General features: G+C 69.1%; 15 protein-coding genes. 7 read left to right on the forward strand and 8 right to left on the reverse strand.

Annotation, left to right across the window (positions count from 1 at the left end; translation table 11 throughout):
• Positions 1-311: 311 nt before the first annotated feature.
• The 4 genes from IG194_RS12405 to IG194_RS12420 all read left to right on the forward strand — a co-directional run bounded on the left by IG194_RS12405 (position 312) and on the right by IG194_RS12420 (position 5,978).
• Positions 312-1,883: an inorganic phosphate transporter gene (locus tag IG194_RS12405; RefSeq protein WP_058489679.1), complete on the forward strand. Its 1,572-nt coding sequence runs from the start codon at positions 312-314 to the stop codon at positions 1,881-1,883.
• Positions 1,884-2,231: 348 nt separating this feature from the next.
• Positions 2,232-3,293, forward strand: a complete 1,062-nt coding sequence (locus tag IG194_RS12410; protein WP_058487840.1) for a PA0069 family radical SAM protein — start codon at positions 2,232-2,234, stop codon at positions 3,291-3,293.
• Between the two features lie 247 nt (positions 3,294-3,540).
• Entirely contained in the window at positions 3,541-4,257 is a 717-nt protein-coding gene (locus IG194_RS12415; protein WP_043269908.1) for a carbonic anhydrase, read from the forward strand.
• A 176-nt stretch (positions 4,258-4,433) separates the two neighbouring features.
• Positions 4,434-5,978, forward strand: coding sequence for a SulP family inorganic anion transporter (locus IG194_RS12420; RefSeq protein WP_082996371.1), 1,545 nt, complete (start codon positions 4,434-4,436; stop codon positions 5,976-5,978).
• A gap of 307 nt (positions 5,979-6,285) precedes the next feature.
• On the opposite strand, the gene IG194_RS12425 is transcribed toward IG194_RS12420, so the two are convergent.
• The gene (locus tag IG194_RS12425; protein WP_058487841.1) at positions 6,286-6,867 is read right to left on the reverse strand and encodes an alpha/beta hydrolase; all 582 of its coding nucleotides are present in this window, start codon (positions 6,865-6,867) and stop codon (positions 6,286-6,288) included.
• A gap of 188 nt (positions 6,868-7,055) precedes the next feature.
• Here IG194_RS12425 and IG194_RS12430 point away from each other — a divergent pair, with 188 nt between their 5' ends.
• Positions 7,056-7,271, forward strand: coding sequence for a DUF3079 domain-containing protein (locus tag IG194_RS12430; protein ID WP_009614763.1), 216 nt, complete (start codon positions 7,056-7,058; stop codon positions 7,269-7,271).
• Between the two features lies 1 nt (position 7,272).
• Here IG194_RS12430 and IG194_RS12435 read toward each other — a convergent pair whose 3' ends face one another.
• Both IG194_RS12435 and IG194_RS12440 read right to left on the reverse strand, forming a co-directional pair.
• Positions 7,273-7,920 carry a gamma-glutamylcyclotransferase gene (locus IG194_RS12435; RefSeq protein ID WP_058073069.1) on the reverse strand — a complete coding sequence of 216 codons (648 nt, stop codon included), beginning with the start codon at positions 7,918-7,920 and terminating at the stop codon, positions 7,273-7,275.
• Positions 7,921-8,181: 261 nt separating this feature from the next.
• Positions 8,182-8,544 carry a hypothetical protein gene (locus IG194_RS12440; protein ID WP_058487842.1) on the reverse strand — a complete coding sequence of 121 codons (363 nt, stop codon included), beginning with the start codon at positions 8,542-8,544 and terminating at the stop codon, positions 8,182-8,184.
• 74 nt (positions 8,545-8,618) lie between these two features.
• Between IG194_RS12440 and IG194_RS12445 the strand changes: the two genes are divergently transcribed.
• Positions 8,619-9,587, forward strand: a complete 969-nt coding sequence (locus IG194_RS12445; protein WP_058487843.1) for a CobW family GTP-binding protein — start codon at positions 8,619-8,621, stop codon at positions 9,585-9,587.
• Positions 9,588-9,653: 66 nt separating this feature from the next.
• The gene (locus IG194_RS12450) at positions 9,654-10,670 is read left to right on the forward strand and encodes an energy transducer TonB (RefSeq protein ID WP_009614755.1); all 1,017 of its coding nucleotides are present in this window, start codon (positions 9,654-9,656) and stop codon (positions 10,668-10,670) included.
• 361 nt (positions 10,671-11,031) lie between these two features.
• On the opposite strand, the gene IG194_RS12455 is transcribed toward IG194_RS12450, so the two are convergent.
• From IG194_RS12455 to IG194_RS33150, 5 genes are all read right to left on the reverse strand, one after another.
• Entirely contained in the window at positions 11,032-12,990 is a 1,959-nt protein-coding gene (locus IG194_RS12455; protein WP_141679835.1) for a DUF4105 domain-containing protein, read from the reverse strand.
• Positions 12,990-13,325 carry a DUF2388 domain-containing protein gene (locus IG194_RS12460; RefSeq protein ID WP_009614751.1) on the reverse strand — a complete coding sequence of 112 codons (336 nt, stop codon included), beginning with the start codon at positions 13,323-13,325 and terminating at the stop codon, positions 12,990-12,992. Before IG194_RS12460 ends, IG194_RS12455 begins: the two co-directional genes overlap by 1 nt.
• Before the next feature lie 40 nt (positions 13,326-13,365).
• Positions 13,366-13,659 (reverse strand): DUF2388 domain-containing protein, encoded by a 294-nt coding sequence (locus IG194_RS12465; RefSeq protein WP_058487845.1) that lies wholly within the window; start codon positions 13,657-13,659, stop codon positions 13,366-13,368.
• Between the two features lie 115 nt (positions 13,660-13,774).
• Complete coding sequence (locus IG194_RS12470; protein WP_043269918.1) at positions 13,775-14,092, reverse strand: DUF2388 domain-containing protein; 318 nt, start codon at positions 14,090-14,092, stop codon at positions 13,775-13,777.
• A 95-nt stretch (positions 14,093-14,187) separates the two neighbouring features.
• A complete protein-coding gene (locus IG194_RS33150; protein WP_024128834.1) occupies positions 14,188-14,400 on the reverse strand; it encodes a DUF1127 domain-containing protein in 213 nt (70 codons plus the stop codon).
• Between the last annotated feature and the right edge of the window lie 70 nt (positions 14,401-14,470).

Genomic DNA, 14,470 nt, shown 5'->3' on the forward strand with positions numbered 1-14,470 from the left:
TCCATCTCGGAAACGCACTTGGGCTTTCTTCCTGCATGACAGTGCCCTCGGGTGGCCCACCAGGAAAGCGTAGTGGTTGAAAGACCGGCACGGATAATAGCCATTTGACATATCACCTGGGGCGCCTATCTCGGAAACATTGGAGAACCGCAGCGCCGCCCGGCGGACTAGGCTATTAGGCATTTGCAGGAAGGAGCCGCCAGTGCCCCCTCGCCCCGCCCCCGACACCGCAGTCCCCGACAGGGAGCACAACGGACGTGCTTGACCGTTACCACCTGCTCCAGTCCCTGCGCGCCACGCGCGTCTCGCGCATGCCGGTGAACCCGGTGCTGCAGGAAGTGGCCACGCCCACCGGGCAAGTGCTGTTCTTCCTCCTGCTCGGCGGCGGCCTGGTCTACACCTTCGGCAACCTGGCCCTGGACATCCTCGCCCAGGGCGGCCAGCTGCGCCCCAGCGGCACCCTGCTGGTGCTGGCCCTGGCGCTGCTGATCGCCCTGGGCTTCGAGTTCATCAACGGCTTCCACGACACCGCCAACGCGGTGGCCACGGTGATCTACACCAACGCCCTGCCGCCGCAGCTGGCGGTGGGCTGGTCGGGGCTGTGGAACCTGCTCGGCGTGCTCTTCTCCAGCGGCGCGGTGGCCTTCGGTATCGTCACCCTGCTGCCGCTGGACCTGCTGCTGCGGGTGGACAGCGCCGCCGGCCTGGCGATGATCTTCGCCCTGCTCGGCGCCTCCATCCTGTGGAACCTCGGCACCTGGTGGCTGGGCCTGCCGGTGTCGTCGTCGCACACCCTGATCGGCTCCATCGTCGGCGTGAGCCTGGCCCACGGCGTGCTGAGCGGCGAACTGGGCATCGACGGCAGCGCCTGGGAGCAGTTGCAGAAGGTCGGCTACGCCCTGCTGCTGTCGCCGCTGCTGGGCTTCCTCGGCGCCGGCCTGCTACTGCTGGGCATGCGCGCGGTGGCGCGGCGCAAGACGCTGTTCAGCGCGCCCCAGGGGCGCCAGCCGCCGCCGCTGGGCATCCGCGCGCTGCTGGTGCTGACCTGCACCGGGGTGTCCTTCGCCCATGGCTCCAACGACGGGCAGAAGGGTATCGGCCTGATCATGCTGATCCTCGCCGCGCTGATGCCGCTGAGCTTCGCCGTCGACCGCGGCCAGGCGCCGGCCCAGGTGCAGCAGCTGCGCGAACTGGCGCACCGGGCCGAACTGCAGCTGCGCCGGCTGGCCCCGGAAGACATCCCCACGGCCCCGCGCCGGGTGCTGCTGGACTACCAGAGCGAGCAGCACCTGACCCCCGAGGTGCTGCCGGCGCTGGCCGCGCAACTGCACAACATAGGCGCGCGCCTGCGCGGCCACGACGACCTGAGCGGGCTGCCCGACGACGAGGTGCTGGCGCTGCACAACGAGCTGTACCTGAGCGTGGAGACCATCCGCCAGCTCGACCGCACCGAGCAGGTCTTCGACGTGGACACCTGGAGCACCCTGCAGGCCCTGCGCGACCGCAGCCTGGACACCGTCCAGTTCATCCCGCCGTGGGTCAAGGTGGCGGTGGCCCTGGCCCTCGGCCTGGGCACCCTGGTGGGCTGGCGGCGCATCGTCACCACCGTCGGCGAGGGCATAGGCAAGCAGCCGCTGACCTACGCCCAGGGCGCCAGCGCGCAGCTCACCGCGATGCTCACCATAGGCGCGGCGGACATCTATGGCCTGCCGGTGTCCACCACCCAGGTGCTGTCCTCCGGCGTCGCCGGGACCATGACCGCCAACGGCAGCGGCCTGCAATGGCAGACCATCCGCAACATGCTGCTGGCCTGGGTGCTGACGCTGCCGGCGGCGATCTGCCTGGCGGCGTTGCTGTACTGGTTGTTGCGGGTGTTGATCTGAGGTCGGCAATGGCATGAGCGCCGGCCCTGCCGGCGGAATCGCGGATGAATCCGCTCCTGCGGGGTGCGGGAGAAACACTCTCGTAGGATGGGTTGAGCGAAGCGATACCCATCACCATTCGTAGGGCGTACAACCGTTCGCGGTTGTACGCCGCTGCCCAACCCGATGTCGGGTTCGGAGCGCCTTGAGGCGGGGCTTCGGGCTTGGCTCCGCAGGGGGCCTGGGGCCATGGTCAAACGGCGGATAACCGCGAACGGTTATTCGCCCTACGCCCGGCCATCCATCGGCAGGGGCTGTCATTCGCACAGGAATACTGTATTTATATACAGTAAATTCTGGAGCCCACCCATGTCCTCTCCCCTGCCGCCGCGTGGCCGCGGCACCGCCAGCAATCCGCACAACCGCTTCGCGCCAACCCGCAGCGAGACCGAGGACGACGGCTGGTACCAGGACGAGGCGCCGCCCTGCCGCGCCACCGAGGTGCGGATGGAGCAGGCGAAGACGGTGATCAGCCGCAACCAGTCGCCGGACGTCGGCTTCGACCGCTCGATCAACCCCTACCGCGGCTGCGAGCACGGCTGCATCTACTGCTTCGCGCGGCCCAGCCACGCCTACTGGGACCTGTCGCCGGGCATCGACTTCGAGACGCGGCTGATCGCCAAGACCAACCTCGCCGAGCGCCTGGAGGCGGAGCTGAGCAAGCCCGGCTACGTGCCGCGGCCCATCGCCCTGGGCATCAATACCGACGCCTACCAGCCGCTGGAGCGCGAGCAGCGCCTGACGCGCCAGGCGCTGGAGATCCTGCTGCGCTTCCGCCACCCGCTACACATCATCACCAAGGGTTCGCTGATCCTGCGCGACCTCGACCTGCTGGGCGAACTGGCCAGCCTCAACCTGGTCAGCGTGGCCTTCAGCCTCACCACCCTGGACAACGAGCTCAAGCGCATCATGGAACCGCGCACCGCCAGCCCCGGCGCGCGCCTGCGCGCCATGCGCACCCTGCACGAGCACGGCGTGCCGGTCAGCGCGGTGCTGGCGCCGATGATCCCGATGGTCAACGACATGGAGCTGGAGCGCCTGCTGGAAGCCGCCCACGACAACGGCGCGCGCTCGGCCGGCTACATCCTCCTGCGCCTGCCGCTGGAGATTTCCGAGCTGTTCCAGCAATGGTTGCAGGCGCACTTCCCCGACCGCGCCGAGCACGTGATGAGCCTGATCCGCCAGAGCCGCGGCGGCAAAGACTACGACAGCCGCTTCGGCACGCGCATGCGCGGGGAAGGCGTGTTCGCCGAACTGCTGGCCAAGCGCTTCCAATTGGCCGCCCGCCGCCTGGGGCTGGACCACCGCGACTACGGTGGGCTGGACTGCTCGCTGTTCCAGGTCCCGCGGGCACAGATGAGCCTGTTCTGAGGCGGCGCATTCACATCATCGGGCCATGATAGCTTGTCGGCATCATCGGCGATCTTGCCTTAAAGATGTCTGTAACGTGCGAGATAGAGCGTTTATTTAATTTTTGATTAATCTTCCTTGTCTAGGGTTGCCGACAGGATGACCAAACGGTCACGAACATCATTTCCCAACGTTTGTGTCTTTTCGCCATGTGCGAAACGTCGGCAAGCATGGGAAAAATCCATCGTCACTCTTCGAGGCTCATGCAATGAACGACAAATCGCACGGTGAGGAGCACATCACGGAGAATGCCGACGAGGCCCTGCGGCGCATCGTCGAAGGTTTCCGCCAGTTCCGCCAGGAGGTCTTCCCGCAACAGGAAGCGCTGTTCAAGAAGCTCGCCCATGCGCAGAACCCGCGCGCCATGTTCATCACCTGCGCGGATTCGCGCATCGTCCCCGAACTGATCACCCAGAGCTCGCCGGGCGACCTCTTCGTCACCCGCAATGTCGGCAACGTGGTGCCGCCCTACGGGCAGATGAACGGCGGCGTGTCCACCGCCATCGAGTTCGCGGTGATGGCCCTGGGCGTGCAGCACATCATCGTCTGCGGGCATTCCGACTGCGGCGCCATGAAGGCCGTGCTCGACCCGCAGACGCTGGAGCGCATGCCCACGGTGAAGGCCTGGCTGCGCCACGCCGAAGTGGCCAAGACGGTGGTCGAGCAGAACTGCGGCTGCGCCAGCCACGACACCCTGGACATCCTCACCGAGGAAAACGTGGTGGCCCAGCTCGACCACCTGAAGACCCACCCCTCGGTGGCCGCGCGCCTGGCCAGCGGGCAGTTGTTCATCCACGGCTGGGTCTATGACATCGAGACCAGCCAGATCAAGGCCTACGACGCCGAGGTGGGTCACTTCCGCCCTCTGGACGGCGAAGGCCCGATGCCCATGGCGACGCCGCGCCCGCGCTACTCGCAATCCTGACCCTCACGGGCACGGCGCCCACCTCCACAACGACAGCCGTGCCCGCTTCCTGACCTGACACCTGCCCGAACCCCGCGCCGGCCCGCCGGCGCGGCCTGACAACCTGCGCGTGTCGATGCCGCTGACCCGGCGTCGTGGGCTTTCTCGCGCCCGAAAAAGCCAAGGAGGACAGCGCCATGCCCGTTCCCCAACCCCTTCATGCGCCCCTGCGCGCCCTCAAGGACAACCTGCCCCGCGACCTGCTGGCCTCGGTGGTGGTCTTTCTCGTCGCCCTGCCGTTGTGCATGGGTATCGCCATCGCTTCCGGCATGCCGCCGGCCAAGGGCATGCTCACCGGCATCGTCGGCGGCCTGGTGGTCGGCCTGCTGGCCGGCTCGCCGCTGCAGGTCAGCGGGCCGGCGGCGGGCCTGGCGGTGCTGGTCTTCGAACTGGTGCGCAGCCACGGCATGGCCATGCTCGGGCCGATCCTGCTGCTGGCCGGGCTGATCCAGCTGGTCGCCGGGCGCCTGCGCCTGGGCTGCTGGTTCCGCGTCACCGCGCCGGCGGTGGTGTACGGCATGCTCGCCGGCATCGGCATCCTCATCGTGCTGTCGCAGGTCCACGTGATGCTCGACCTCCAGCCACAGGCATCAGGGCTGGACAACCTGCTGGCCTTCCCCGGCGCCCTCGCCGCCTCGCTGGGCAACGGCCCGCAGGCCCTGGCCCTGGGCCTCGGCACCATGGCGCTGATGTGGGGCTGGGAACGCTTCCGCCCGGCGCGCCTGCGCTTCCTGCCCGGCGCCCTGCTCGGGGTGAGCGCGGCGACCCTGGCGAGCCTCGCGCTGCCCATGGACGTGCTGCGGGTGGAAGTGCCGGAACAGCTCAGCCAGGCCATCGACTGGGTCCGCCCAGCCGACCTGCTGCGCCTGGCCGAACCCGAGCTGCTGCTGGCGGCCCTGGCGGTGGCCTTCATCGCCAGCGCCGAGACGCTGCTCTCCGCCGCCGCGGTGGACCGCATCCACCAGGGGCCGCGTTCGGACATGGACCGTGAGCTGTCCGCCCAGGGCGTCGGCAACCTGATCTGCGGCCTGCTCGGCGCGCTGCCGATGACCGGGGTGATAGTGCGCAGCTCGGCCAACGTGCAGGCCGGCGCCCGCAGCCGACTGTCCGCCATCCTCCACGGCCTCTGGCTGCTGGCCTTCGTCGCCCTGCTCGGCGGGCTGCTGCGGCAGATCCCCATCGCCAGCCTGGCCGGGGTGCTGGTCTATACCGGGCTCAAGCTGGCCGACCCCAAGGCGCTCACCGGCCTGCTGCGCTACGGGCGGATGCCGGCGCTGGTGTACCTGGCCACGGCTTTGGGCATCGTCCTCACTGACCTGCTCACCGGCGTGCTGGTGGGCTTCGCCCTGACCCTGCTCAAGCTGGCGCTGAAGGCCGCGCGGCTGAAGGCCAGCCTGCACTACAACGGCACCGGCGACGAAGCCGAGCTGCGCCTGGTGGGCGCCGCCACCTTCCTGCGGGTACCGCAGCTGGCGCGCCTGCTGGACCAGGTGAAGCCGGGCACCACGCTGCACGTGCCGCTGCAGCACCTGCGCTACATCGACCACGCCTGCATGGAGCTGCTGGAGGACTGGGGCCGCGCCGCGGCGGCCAAGGGCTGCCGGCTGAGCCTGGAAAGCCACAGCCTGCGCCGCCGCCTCGAAGGCCGCGCACGGCGCGAGGCGGGAGCGGCAGGTTCGTAGGATGGGTTTCTGCTGTCATGCCGCGACACGCATGACAGCCGGATCGCGGATGAGATCCGCCTCGGAGCCTGCGGTCCCCTCTCCCTCCGGGAGGGGGCAAGCCCGAGCACCATTCCCATGCAGGAGCGCGCCCTGCGCGCGAAATCGCGGGCAGGGCCCGCCTACACCTCCAGGGAAGCACGGCTTTTCGTAGGATGGTGTTGAGCGAAGCGATACCCATCACCACGGCAGCATGGGTATCGCAAGCTCAACCCATCCTACGAAGGGCACATCGGCGCAAGACAGTTGCTCCTACATTCCGTCTCGCTCAGGCCCGGCGGCGTTCGCGCTGGTCGATCAGGTACTGCAGGCGGAACAGGTGACGGTAGCCGGCTTCCCAGGCCCCATGACCGGACTTCACATTGATGTGCCCGGCATCCGGCAGGATCAGCGTCTCGGCGCCCCAGGCGCGGCCCAGGTGCAGGGCGCGCTGCGGGCTGCAGGCGGCGTCGTTGTCCGAGCCCACCAACACGCTGGGGAAAGGCAGGGCGTCCAGGGCGATGGGGGCGAAGTTGCGCAGCGCCGCGTGGCAGGTCTCGCGCTCGACGTCGGCGGGCGCTACCAGCAGGGCGCCGGCCACCTGGGCCAGGGCCCTGGGCCCGGCGCGGCGGGCCCAGGAAGCGACGGTGACGCAGCCCAGGCTGTGGGCGATCAGCACCACGCGACCGGGCTGGCGGCGGATCTCGCGGTCCAGTTCGGCGACCCAGTCGACATGCCGCGGCGTCACCCAGTCGCGCTGCTGCACCCGCGAGGCGTTGGGCAGCGCGCGCTGCCAGTGGCTCTGCCAGTGCTCGTCCTCCGAGCCGTGCCAGCCGGGCACCAGGACATAGCGGACGCGTTCGCTGCGCATGGGTTCATCCCCCTGAAAGTCGTCATGGGGAGGCAGTGTAGGTGGGCTTCGTCAATAAATTAAGGAATAAAAAATGCTTTGCTTATGCTGCATTTGCTTATTCCCGCACTTCTTGATTCGCGACAAGTACGATGGGCGCCGGAAGGCGTTGAATCGAAGCTGGGCCCACTCCCTTCAGGTGAACCTCCATGGCGAAGAAATTCCCCCTGCACCCCGCCCACCCCGAACGCATCTGCTGGGGCTGCGACCGCTACTGCCCGGCCTCGGCCATGGGTTGCGGCAATGGCTCCAGCCGCACCCAGCACCCCATCGAGACCTTCGGCGAGGACTGGGCGGATGGGTCAGACTGGGGGCTGGACGAGACGCCGGCGCAACCGATCGAGGTGCGCCAGCCGACGCCCTGACTCAGCCGCTGGCCTTGGCGCAGCAGCGCGCCAGCAGGGCCTCCAGGTTCAGGTCGGGCATGGCGCAGGCGCGCAGCGCGCTGACCGTCTGCTCGACGTATTCGCGGGTGGTGCCGAAGTGCCCCTGGGCGCTGTCGAACACGCGCTGCACGACGCTGTCCGGCAGCGAGCCGGCGTAGCTGGGCAGGTGGCGTTCGAGGACGAAGCCCAGGGCGCGCACCCGGCGGCCATCCTCCAGGCGGCAGCTGAGCCATTCCGGGCGGTAGGAGGCGTAGGGCATCTCGCGCTGCCAGAGGGCGAACAGGTTGGCGTCGAGGTCGTCGTCGGGCAGCCGGTAGGCGAAGCCGGCGCAGGAGCCGCCGCGGTCCAGGCCGAGCACCAGGCCGGGCATCTCCGGGGTGCCGCGGTGGGTCAGCGACCACAGGTAGAGCCCGCGGTGGTAGCCGTGCACCCGCGCACGGCTGGCCTCGGCCACCGGGAACTCCGGGCGCCAGATCAGCGAGCCGTAGGCGAACAGCCAGACGGCGCCGCCGCCGTGCTCGGCCATGGTGATTTCCAGCGAGGCGCGCAACTGCTCCGCGCTGAGTCGTTCCGGCGCCCCCAGCGCCGGTGGATAGAAGGGGCCGTCCAGGTTCATAGACGTGCTCATGCGTAACCCCCAAGGTACCTCACGCTCTGAAAACTTAGCGGATGTGACCTTCTGACAGAAGGGGCGGCTGCGCAAGACACCTTTGCGCGGACGAACGGCGATACCGCCGGTCCGGATGGCGAAAACGCGGGAAAAGAGCCGGAAAAAAAGAGGGCCGCGCGGGGCGGCCCTATCACCAAGATCTTTGCTGGCGTGGGGCGCCAGTGGGTGTGAGGTACCCGACCAGCAGTAGAACAGCCGCCCATGACAGGCGCATGACGGTCACTTGCCGGCCTGCCACTGGCCCTTGCTCTGGCTTTCGCAGAACGGCTGGAGGAAGCGCGCGTCGCTGGCCACGCCGTAGTAGTGGATGTCCTGGCGGTAGGGGCTGTTGGGCACCTGGGCGTTGTTGCAGACGCCGAAGGCGCCACTTGGGCAGGCCTCGGCGTAGGTCACCTCGATCTGCTGGTCCTTCAGCTGCGGCTGGCAGAAGCCTTCGTGGAACAGCTTTGCCGGGATGCTGCGGTTCTGCTGGCAGACCTTCACGTCGAGGTTCTTGCCGCGGCTGTGCACCACGCAGGCTTCGGCGTGGGCAAGGGCTGGCAGGGCGAGGCAGGACGACAGGAGCAGGGCCGGCAGACGCATGAAAACGGGGTCCTTTGAGCGAAGGGCCGACTCTAGCGCTTTTCCCGGCCTGCGTCAGGCGGCAACATGGCGCCATGCTCGAACAGATTCCCACCCATGTGATCGGCGGCCCACTGGGCGCCGGCAAGACCAGCCTGATCCGCGACCTGCTGGCCCAGCGCCCGCCTGGCGAGCGCTGGGCGGTGCTGGTCAACGAATTCGGCCAGGTCGGCCTGGACGCCGCGCTGCTGGCCACCGACGCCGACGGCGTGGCCATAGGCGAGGTGGCCGGCGGCTGCCTGTGCTGCGTCAACGGTGCGCCCTTCCAGGTCGGCCTCGCCCGCCTGCTGCGCAAGGCGCGGCCGCAGCGGCTGTTCATCGAACCCTCCGGCCTCGGCCACCCGCGCACCCTGCTGCGCCAGCTGGGCGAGGCGCCCTGGCGCGGCGTGCTGGCGCCGCAGCCGCTGCTGTTGGTGCTGGATGCCGCGGCGCTGGCCGCCGGGGCCTCGCTGTCGGAGGCGCAGCAGGACGCCCTGGCCGACGCCGCGCTATTGGTGCTGAACAAGAGCGAAGCCCTGGATGAGGCGGCCCGCGCGCGTCTGCAGGCCAGCCTGCCGGCGCTGCCGCTGGTGTGGACCGAGCAGGGGCGCCTGCCCTTCGCGAGCCTGCCGTTCGTCGCAGCGTTCGACCCAGCCGCGGCGGTGGAACTGCCAGCCCCCACGGCCGAACTGCCTGTGCTGCTCACCCGCGCCGCGCCCCTGCGCCAGGTGCACAGCGACGGTGGACATCAGGCCGTCGGCTGGCGCCTGCACGCCGACTGGCGCTTCCGCCGCGCGGCGCTGGAGGCCTGGCTGGCCGGCCTGGACGGCTTGCTGCGGGCCAAGGCGGTGCTGCACTGCGAGGACGGCTGGCTGGCCTGCAACCGGGTGACGAGCGCCGAACCCTGGCAGCCCAGCGCCTGGCGGCGGGACAATCGGCTGGAGCTGATCTTCGCCAAAGAGCAGGATCCGCAGGCGCTGCAGCAGCAAATGTTGACCTGTGCCTGGTTGCCGGATGGCCAATAAGGTTGCCATACCCGGGGCGAATGATAATAATTATCAGATTCTGTCATTTCTCCACAGGCTTCTCCCATGTCGCCATCGCAATCGCGCTCGCCGGCGAGTTCCACTCTCGTCGCGTCCGCCGCGGAACTTCCTTCGTCCTCCGACAGCGACGAAGGACTCTCGCTGCCCTGCGTCAGCGCCCAGCGTGGCAATGAAGCCAACCTGCGTCTGGTGGACTGCTCCGGCGCCCGCCGCGACGAGGAAGTTCCCGTCGCCGAACTGCTGATCCCCTACGCCGCGCCCGTGGAGGGCGTGGAAGACGCGGAGCAGCCGCCCCAGCAGGCGGGCTGGTGGAAGTCTTCCGGGCTGTCCGTGGTGCTGCACCTGGCCGTGGTCGCCGGCCTGGTCTGGGCCGTGCCCAGCCCCGACGAGCTCAACCTGGGCCGTGGCGAAGTGCCGACCATGCAGGTCAGCGTGGTGCAGCTGCCGCCCAAGCCCGAACCGGTGAAGGAGCCGCCGGCCGCCGCGCCCGAGCCGCAGCCGCCGCAACCCACGCCGCCGGAGCCGGTGGTCGAGCCGCCCAAGCCGGAGCCGCCGAAACCCAAGCCCAAGCCGGTGGAAAAGGCGGTGCCGAAGAAGGCGCCCAAGCCCAAGCCGAAACCCAAGCCCGAACCCGAGCCGGCCGAGCAAGCCCAGGCCGAGCCGACGCCGCCCGCCCCGCCGCCGCCTCCGGCCGCGCCGACCGTGGGCCAGAGCACCCCGGGCGCCCAGGCCGCCCCGACCGGCACCCAGGGCCCGGCCGGCCTGCCCACCGGCAGCCTCAACGACAGCGACATCAAGCCGCTGCGCATGGATTCGCCGAAGTACCCGCTGATGGCCCAGCGCCGCGGCATCGAAGGCCACGTGAAAGTGCTGTTCACCATCACCGCCGACGGCCGCATCGACGACATCCAGGTGCTGGACTCCTCGCCGCCGCGGATGTTCGACAACGCCGTGCGCCAGGCCATGGACACCTGGCGCTTCGAGCCACGCATCAGCGGCGGCCGGATCGTCGCGCGGCAGGCGACCAAGGTCTTCTACTTCAAGCTGGAGGGGCGCCGCTGAGGGGTTCTTCGGTTGATGAGAAACGCGCCTTTGGGCGCGTTTTTTGTTTGTGTTGAGTTCTGCCGGGTGGGGTTGTGTGTCCTGAAGAGCCCCTCTCCCCAGCCCTCTCCCTGAAGGGAGAGGGAGCTAGTCCGTGCCGAGAGGAGGAATGGCTTCAGTCGGAAACCAACGGTGCCGCCGGCTGACTTCAGAACATCCAAGCACACCGAACGGTCCCCTCTCCCTTTAGGGAGAGGGTTAGGGAGAGGGAACAAAGTCAAACCAATGCACCGAACCCGCAAGTGAGCACAGCTCGCTCCTGCGAGAACAACCCATCCTACGAAAAGCGCTTTGGCGCAGTCGCTCCTACAGGAACAGCCCCTCAAGGCAACTCGAACCCACCCGCCGCCTTATGCAGCGCCCGCAGGTGCGCACCGAGCTGCTTGAGGTTGGCCTCCAGCGCCTGCAACTCCTCGCGGCGCTCCGGCTCCAGCAGGGCGCGGACCTCCTGGTCGAGGTTGTCGCTGAGCTGGCGCAGGCGCGCCTGGCGTGCCTGGGTCTGTTGTTCCAGGCGCGTCGACTCGCCCGGCTGCGGCAGGCCGTAGCCGCTGTCCAGCAGCTCCGCCGGTTGGCTGAGGAAGCCGCTGTCGTCGAGGATCTGCTGCAGCGTCTTGCCCGCCGCCACCAGCTTGGGGTCGGCGCGGGCGTCGTTGCGGTGGCCCAGGTACAGGCGCTTCAGCTCGTCCTGGGCCAGTTGCAGTTGACGCCGCAGCGAGGCCTGCTCCAGCAGCAGCATGGCGGCGCTGGCTCGCAGGTCGGCCTTGTCGAACCAGGCGCGGCGCTCGCTGGCGGGCAGGGCCAGCCAGTCCTCGACCTTGCTCTGGGGAATGTCCAGGCGCTGGCGCAGCACCTCGAACATCGCCTGGTAGCGGTCGCGGAAGGAGTCGAAGCGGTAGCCCAGGCGCAGCGCGCGCTTGGAGTCGTCGAGCACGCTGGCGTCGGCCAGGCCGCGGTTCTCCAGGATCTGCACCACGCCGTTGGGGGTGATGCTGTCGAGGTCCTGCAGGCGCGGGTCGGGGATGCCGCTGCGCAGCAGCTTGAGGGTTTCCACCGCGCAGTTGTTGGAGATGAAGTAGTAGTTGCCGTCGTAGCCCCAGTGCACCTGCATGGCCCGCTCCACCAGCTCGTCGATCTGCTGGCGATTGAGCTTGAGCGGGATCGAGGCCAGGCTGCGCAGCTCGATCTTGGTGTATTCCTCGATCACCTGGGACAGCGGCAGGACGAACAGCCGCGACGGATAGGAGCCGGTCAGACCGTCCCAGCTGGACAGCTGCAGGTCGCCGACGAAGGCGCGGTAGGACAGCACCAGGTGCTGGTCCAGGTCCAGCCGGCAGTCCGGGCCGCGCGGCCGGCCCGGGGCGCACACCACCAGGCGCAGCATGGCGTGGCCCCAGCGGCTCACCCACTGGTCGTTGGCCTCGGCCAGCAGGTAGTCGACCTCGTAGACGCGCTCCGGATCCAGCCTGCCCAGCGGCTGGCGGCCGAAGTCGCGGCCGGCGTTGAGGTAGGCGAAGGATTGTTCGCAGGCCTGGCGCTGCGGACGCTCGCCGAAGCGCTCGGCGTAGTAGCGGTACAGCGCCGGGCGGCGGCAGGCGTAGCTGGGGTCGAGGACGAAGTACTCCATGTTCACCGCGACGAACTCGCGCGGGTTGCTCAGCTCGTAGCGGTCCGGGCTGCGCAGGACGAAGCGGTTGTCGTGCTCGCGCTGGCCGCGCTTGCCGGCCAGTTGCGGCCAGCCGGCGAGGTCGAGCAGGCGCGGGTCGTCGGAGAGGGTGAAGCGGCGGTTGGCCTGGCCGCGGCACTCGGCGCCCTCGCCGATGCGCCCGATGCTGCCCTGCTGGCGCGTGCAGCGCTGGATCAGCCGGGCCTCGGCGGGCAGCCAGAGGCGGCCGCGGTCGTACAGGTGGGTCAGCTCGTGGACCACCGTGGCCTGCAGTTCGCGACGCAGGGTGCCGTGGCTGCGGCCGGTCTTGAGGGTGGCGGCGCTGCCGTCGGTGAGGGCGGCCAGGTACTTGCGGTTCAGCGCGATGGCGCCGGGGCGCAGGGCCTGGCCCATGCCGTTGCCCGGCAGGTCGTCGCGCCATTGCACCTCGACGCGGCGGTCCAGGGCCTGGACGAAGAGTGGCGGCAGCGCCTGGCGGACGTCATCCAGCAGTTGCTGGCTGGCCTGGCGCTGCGCCGGGGCGAGGCCGTCGGGCAGCAGCTCCAGGCGCAGATCGGCCCGGGCGCCGACGGCGGCGAGCAGGCCCAGTGCCGCCAGAGCGCGGCGGCCGCGGGGGATCACAGAGCGAGGATGGCTTCGGCCAGCTGCTGGTCGGAGGCGTCGCGCGCATCCGGCACCTTCTCGCGGACCACCTTCAGCGCCGCTTCCAGCTGCGCGCCGCGGATGGCGCCTTCGCTGGCGACGAAGCTGGCGGCGTCGTCGCGGGCCTCGCGGACGATCTTCATGTCGCGGATCGAGGTGGTGGTGTCGGAGGTGAAGTCCACGCTGCGACCGATGGCGTTGGTGGTGATGTTGAACAGGCGGATGACCGACTGTGCCTGGGCGCTGGAGGCGCAGGCGGCCAGCAGCAGGCCGAGGATCAGGGGGCTCTTGGGGATCGAGCTGAGGCGCATGGGAGTCTCCGAAACGGCAGCGGGCGCTGCTCACGACTGACTATTGGGCAAGAATGGCTTCGGCCAGTTCCCGATCGTTCGCCGCGAGCTCCGGATGCTGCGTGCGCAGCCAGCGCAACGCCTGTTCCAGGCGCGCTCCGCGCACCCGGCCGTCGGTGGCGATGTAGCTGGCGGCATCATCGCGGGCGGCACCGAGCAGTTTGTTCTCGAAAGGCGTACTGGTGACTTTGCTGGTCACGTAGCTGCTGCCGGCGACGAACATGGTGGTCTGTTCGAAGGCCAGCACGGGGGTGGCCAGGCAGAGGCCGGTGAGCAGGAATAGGAGGCTGCGCATGGGCTATGGCGATCGGAAAAGCACAGCCGACAAGGCTAACGGAATGTGCCGGCAAGAGCCAGCCTCGCAGGCCCGGTAGACGCTCTGAAAAAGCGCCTCCGGGCCGAGGGGGAAGTCAGATGACCAGGATCGCCTGGGCCAGCTGCAGGTCGTTGGCGGCCAGGCTCGGCAGCTTGCCGCGGATGTGCCGCAGCGCCGCTTCCAGATGCGCGCCGCGCACCTGCCCGGCGGTGGCGACGAAGGTGGCGGCGTCGTCGCGGGCGTCCAGGACGATCTTGTCGTCGCGGAAGGAGTTGGTGATGTCGGTGGTACCGTCGGAGGTGGCCTTGGTGGCGCCGACCAGCGCATCGGTAGTGACGATGAAGCTGGTGGCGAAGGCGCCGCTGGCGCAGGTGAGCAGGGCGGCGGCGGTAAGCAGGCGCAGACGATTCATGGATGGACACTCCCAGTCGAGATGAAACCGCGCGGCCAAAGCTGCCGCGCGCTACCGATGCAGACTAGCGGAGCCCGCCCGCCGCGGCCAGCCGCTCAGCGCCAGAAAGGTTTCGAAAGTTCCCGCTCGCGCTGGCAACGGTCGATGCCGGCGTCGGCCAACTCGCGTTCGCCGAGCTGGGCGAGCTGGTGGCGGGTGCGGGCGTTTTGCAGGTACATGGCGATCCGACCAGCGATCTTCCGCCACAGGCTTCGGGCGTCCAGGCGCGAACCGGCAGACGAACGGAAAGGAGCGAGAACCCGGTTCATGTGGTTGTCCTTCTGGTGACGGAAGGACAGGATGCACGCCCCGGGCGTGGCCCTCACAGACACAAGCGCC

The sequence above is a fragment of the Pseudomonas sp. ADPe genome (assembly GCF_014843515.1).
Lineage (GTDB): Bacteria > Pseudomonadota > Gammaproteobacteria > Pseudomonadales > Pseudomonadaceae > Pseudomonas > Pseudomonas citronellolis.

Excerpts from the sequence above, each read along its gene's own strand:
- IG194_RS12405 (WP_058489679.1), top strand. The coding sequence starts at position 312 with ATGCCGGTGAACCCGGTGCTGCAGGAAGTGGCCACGCCCACCGGGCAA.
- IG194_RS12410 (WP_058487840.1), top strand. The coding sequence starts at position 2,232 with ATGTCCTCTCCCCTGCCGCCGCGTGGCCGCGGCACCGCCAGCAATCCG.
- IG194_RS12415 (WP_043269908.1), top strand. The coding sequence starts at position 3,541 with ATGAACGACAAATCGCACGGTGAGGAGCACATCACGGAGAATGCCGAC.
- IG194_RS12420 (WP_082996371.1), top strand. The coding sequence starts at position 4,434 with ATGCCCGTTCCCCAACCCCTTCATGCGCCCCTGCGCGCCCTCAAGGAC.
- IG194_RS12425 (WP_058487841.1), bottom strand. The coding sequence starts at position 6,867 with ATGCGCAGCGAACGCGTCCGCTATGTCCTGGTGCCCGGCTGGCACGGC.
- IG194_RS12430 (WP_009614763.1), top strand. The coding sequence starts at position 7,056 with ATGGCGAAGAAATTCCCCCTGCACCCCGCCCACCCCGAACGCATCTGC.
- IG194_RS12435 (WP_058073069.1), bottom strand. The coding sequence starts at position 7,920 with ATGAGCACGTCTATGAACCTGGACGGCCCCTTCTATCCACCGGCGCTG.
- IG194_RS12440 (WP_058487842.1), bottom strand. The coding sequence starts at position 8,544 with ATGCGTCTGCCGGCCCTGCTCCTGTCGTCCTGCCTCGCCCTGCCAGCC.
- IG194_RS12445 (WP_058487843.1), top strand. The coding sequence starts at position 8,619 with ATGCTCGAACAGATTCCCACCCATGTGATCGGCGGCCCACTGGGCGCC.
- IG194_RS12450 (WP_009614755.1), top strand. The coding sequence starts at position 9,654 with ATGTCGCCATCGCAATCGCGCTCGCCGGCGAGTTCCACTCTCGTCGCG.
- IG194_RS12460 (WP_009614751.1), bottom strand. The coding sequence starts at position 13,325 with ATGCGCCTCAGCTCGATCCCCAAGAGCCCCCTGATCCTCGGCCTGCTG.
- IG194_RS12465 (WP_058487845.1), bottom strand. The coding sequence starts at position 13,659 with ATGCGCAGCCTCCTATTCCTGCTCACCGGCCTCTGCCTGGCCACCCCC.
- IG194_RS12470 (WP_043269918.1), bottom strand. The coding sequence starts at position 14,092 with ATGAATCGTCTGCGCCTGCTTACCGCCGCCGCCCTGCTCACCTGCGCC.
- IG194_RS33150 (WP_024128834.1), bottom strand. The coding sequence starts at position 14,400 with ATGAACCGGGTTCTCGCTCCTTTCCGTTCGTCTGCCGGTTCGCGCCTG.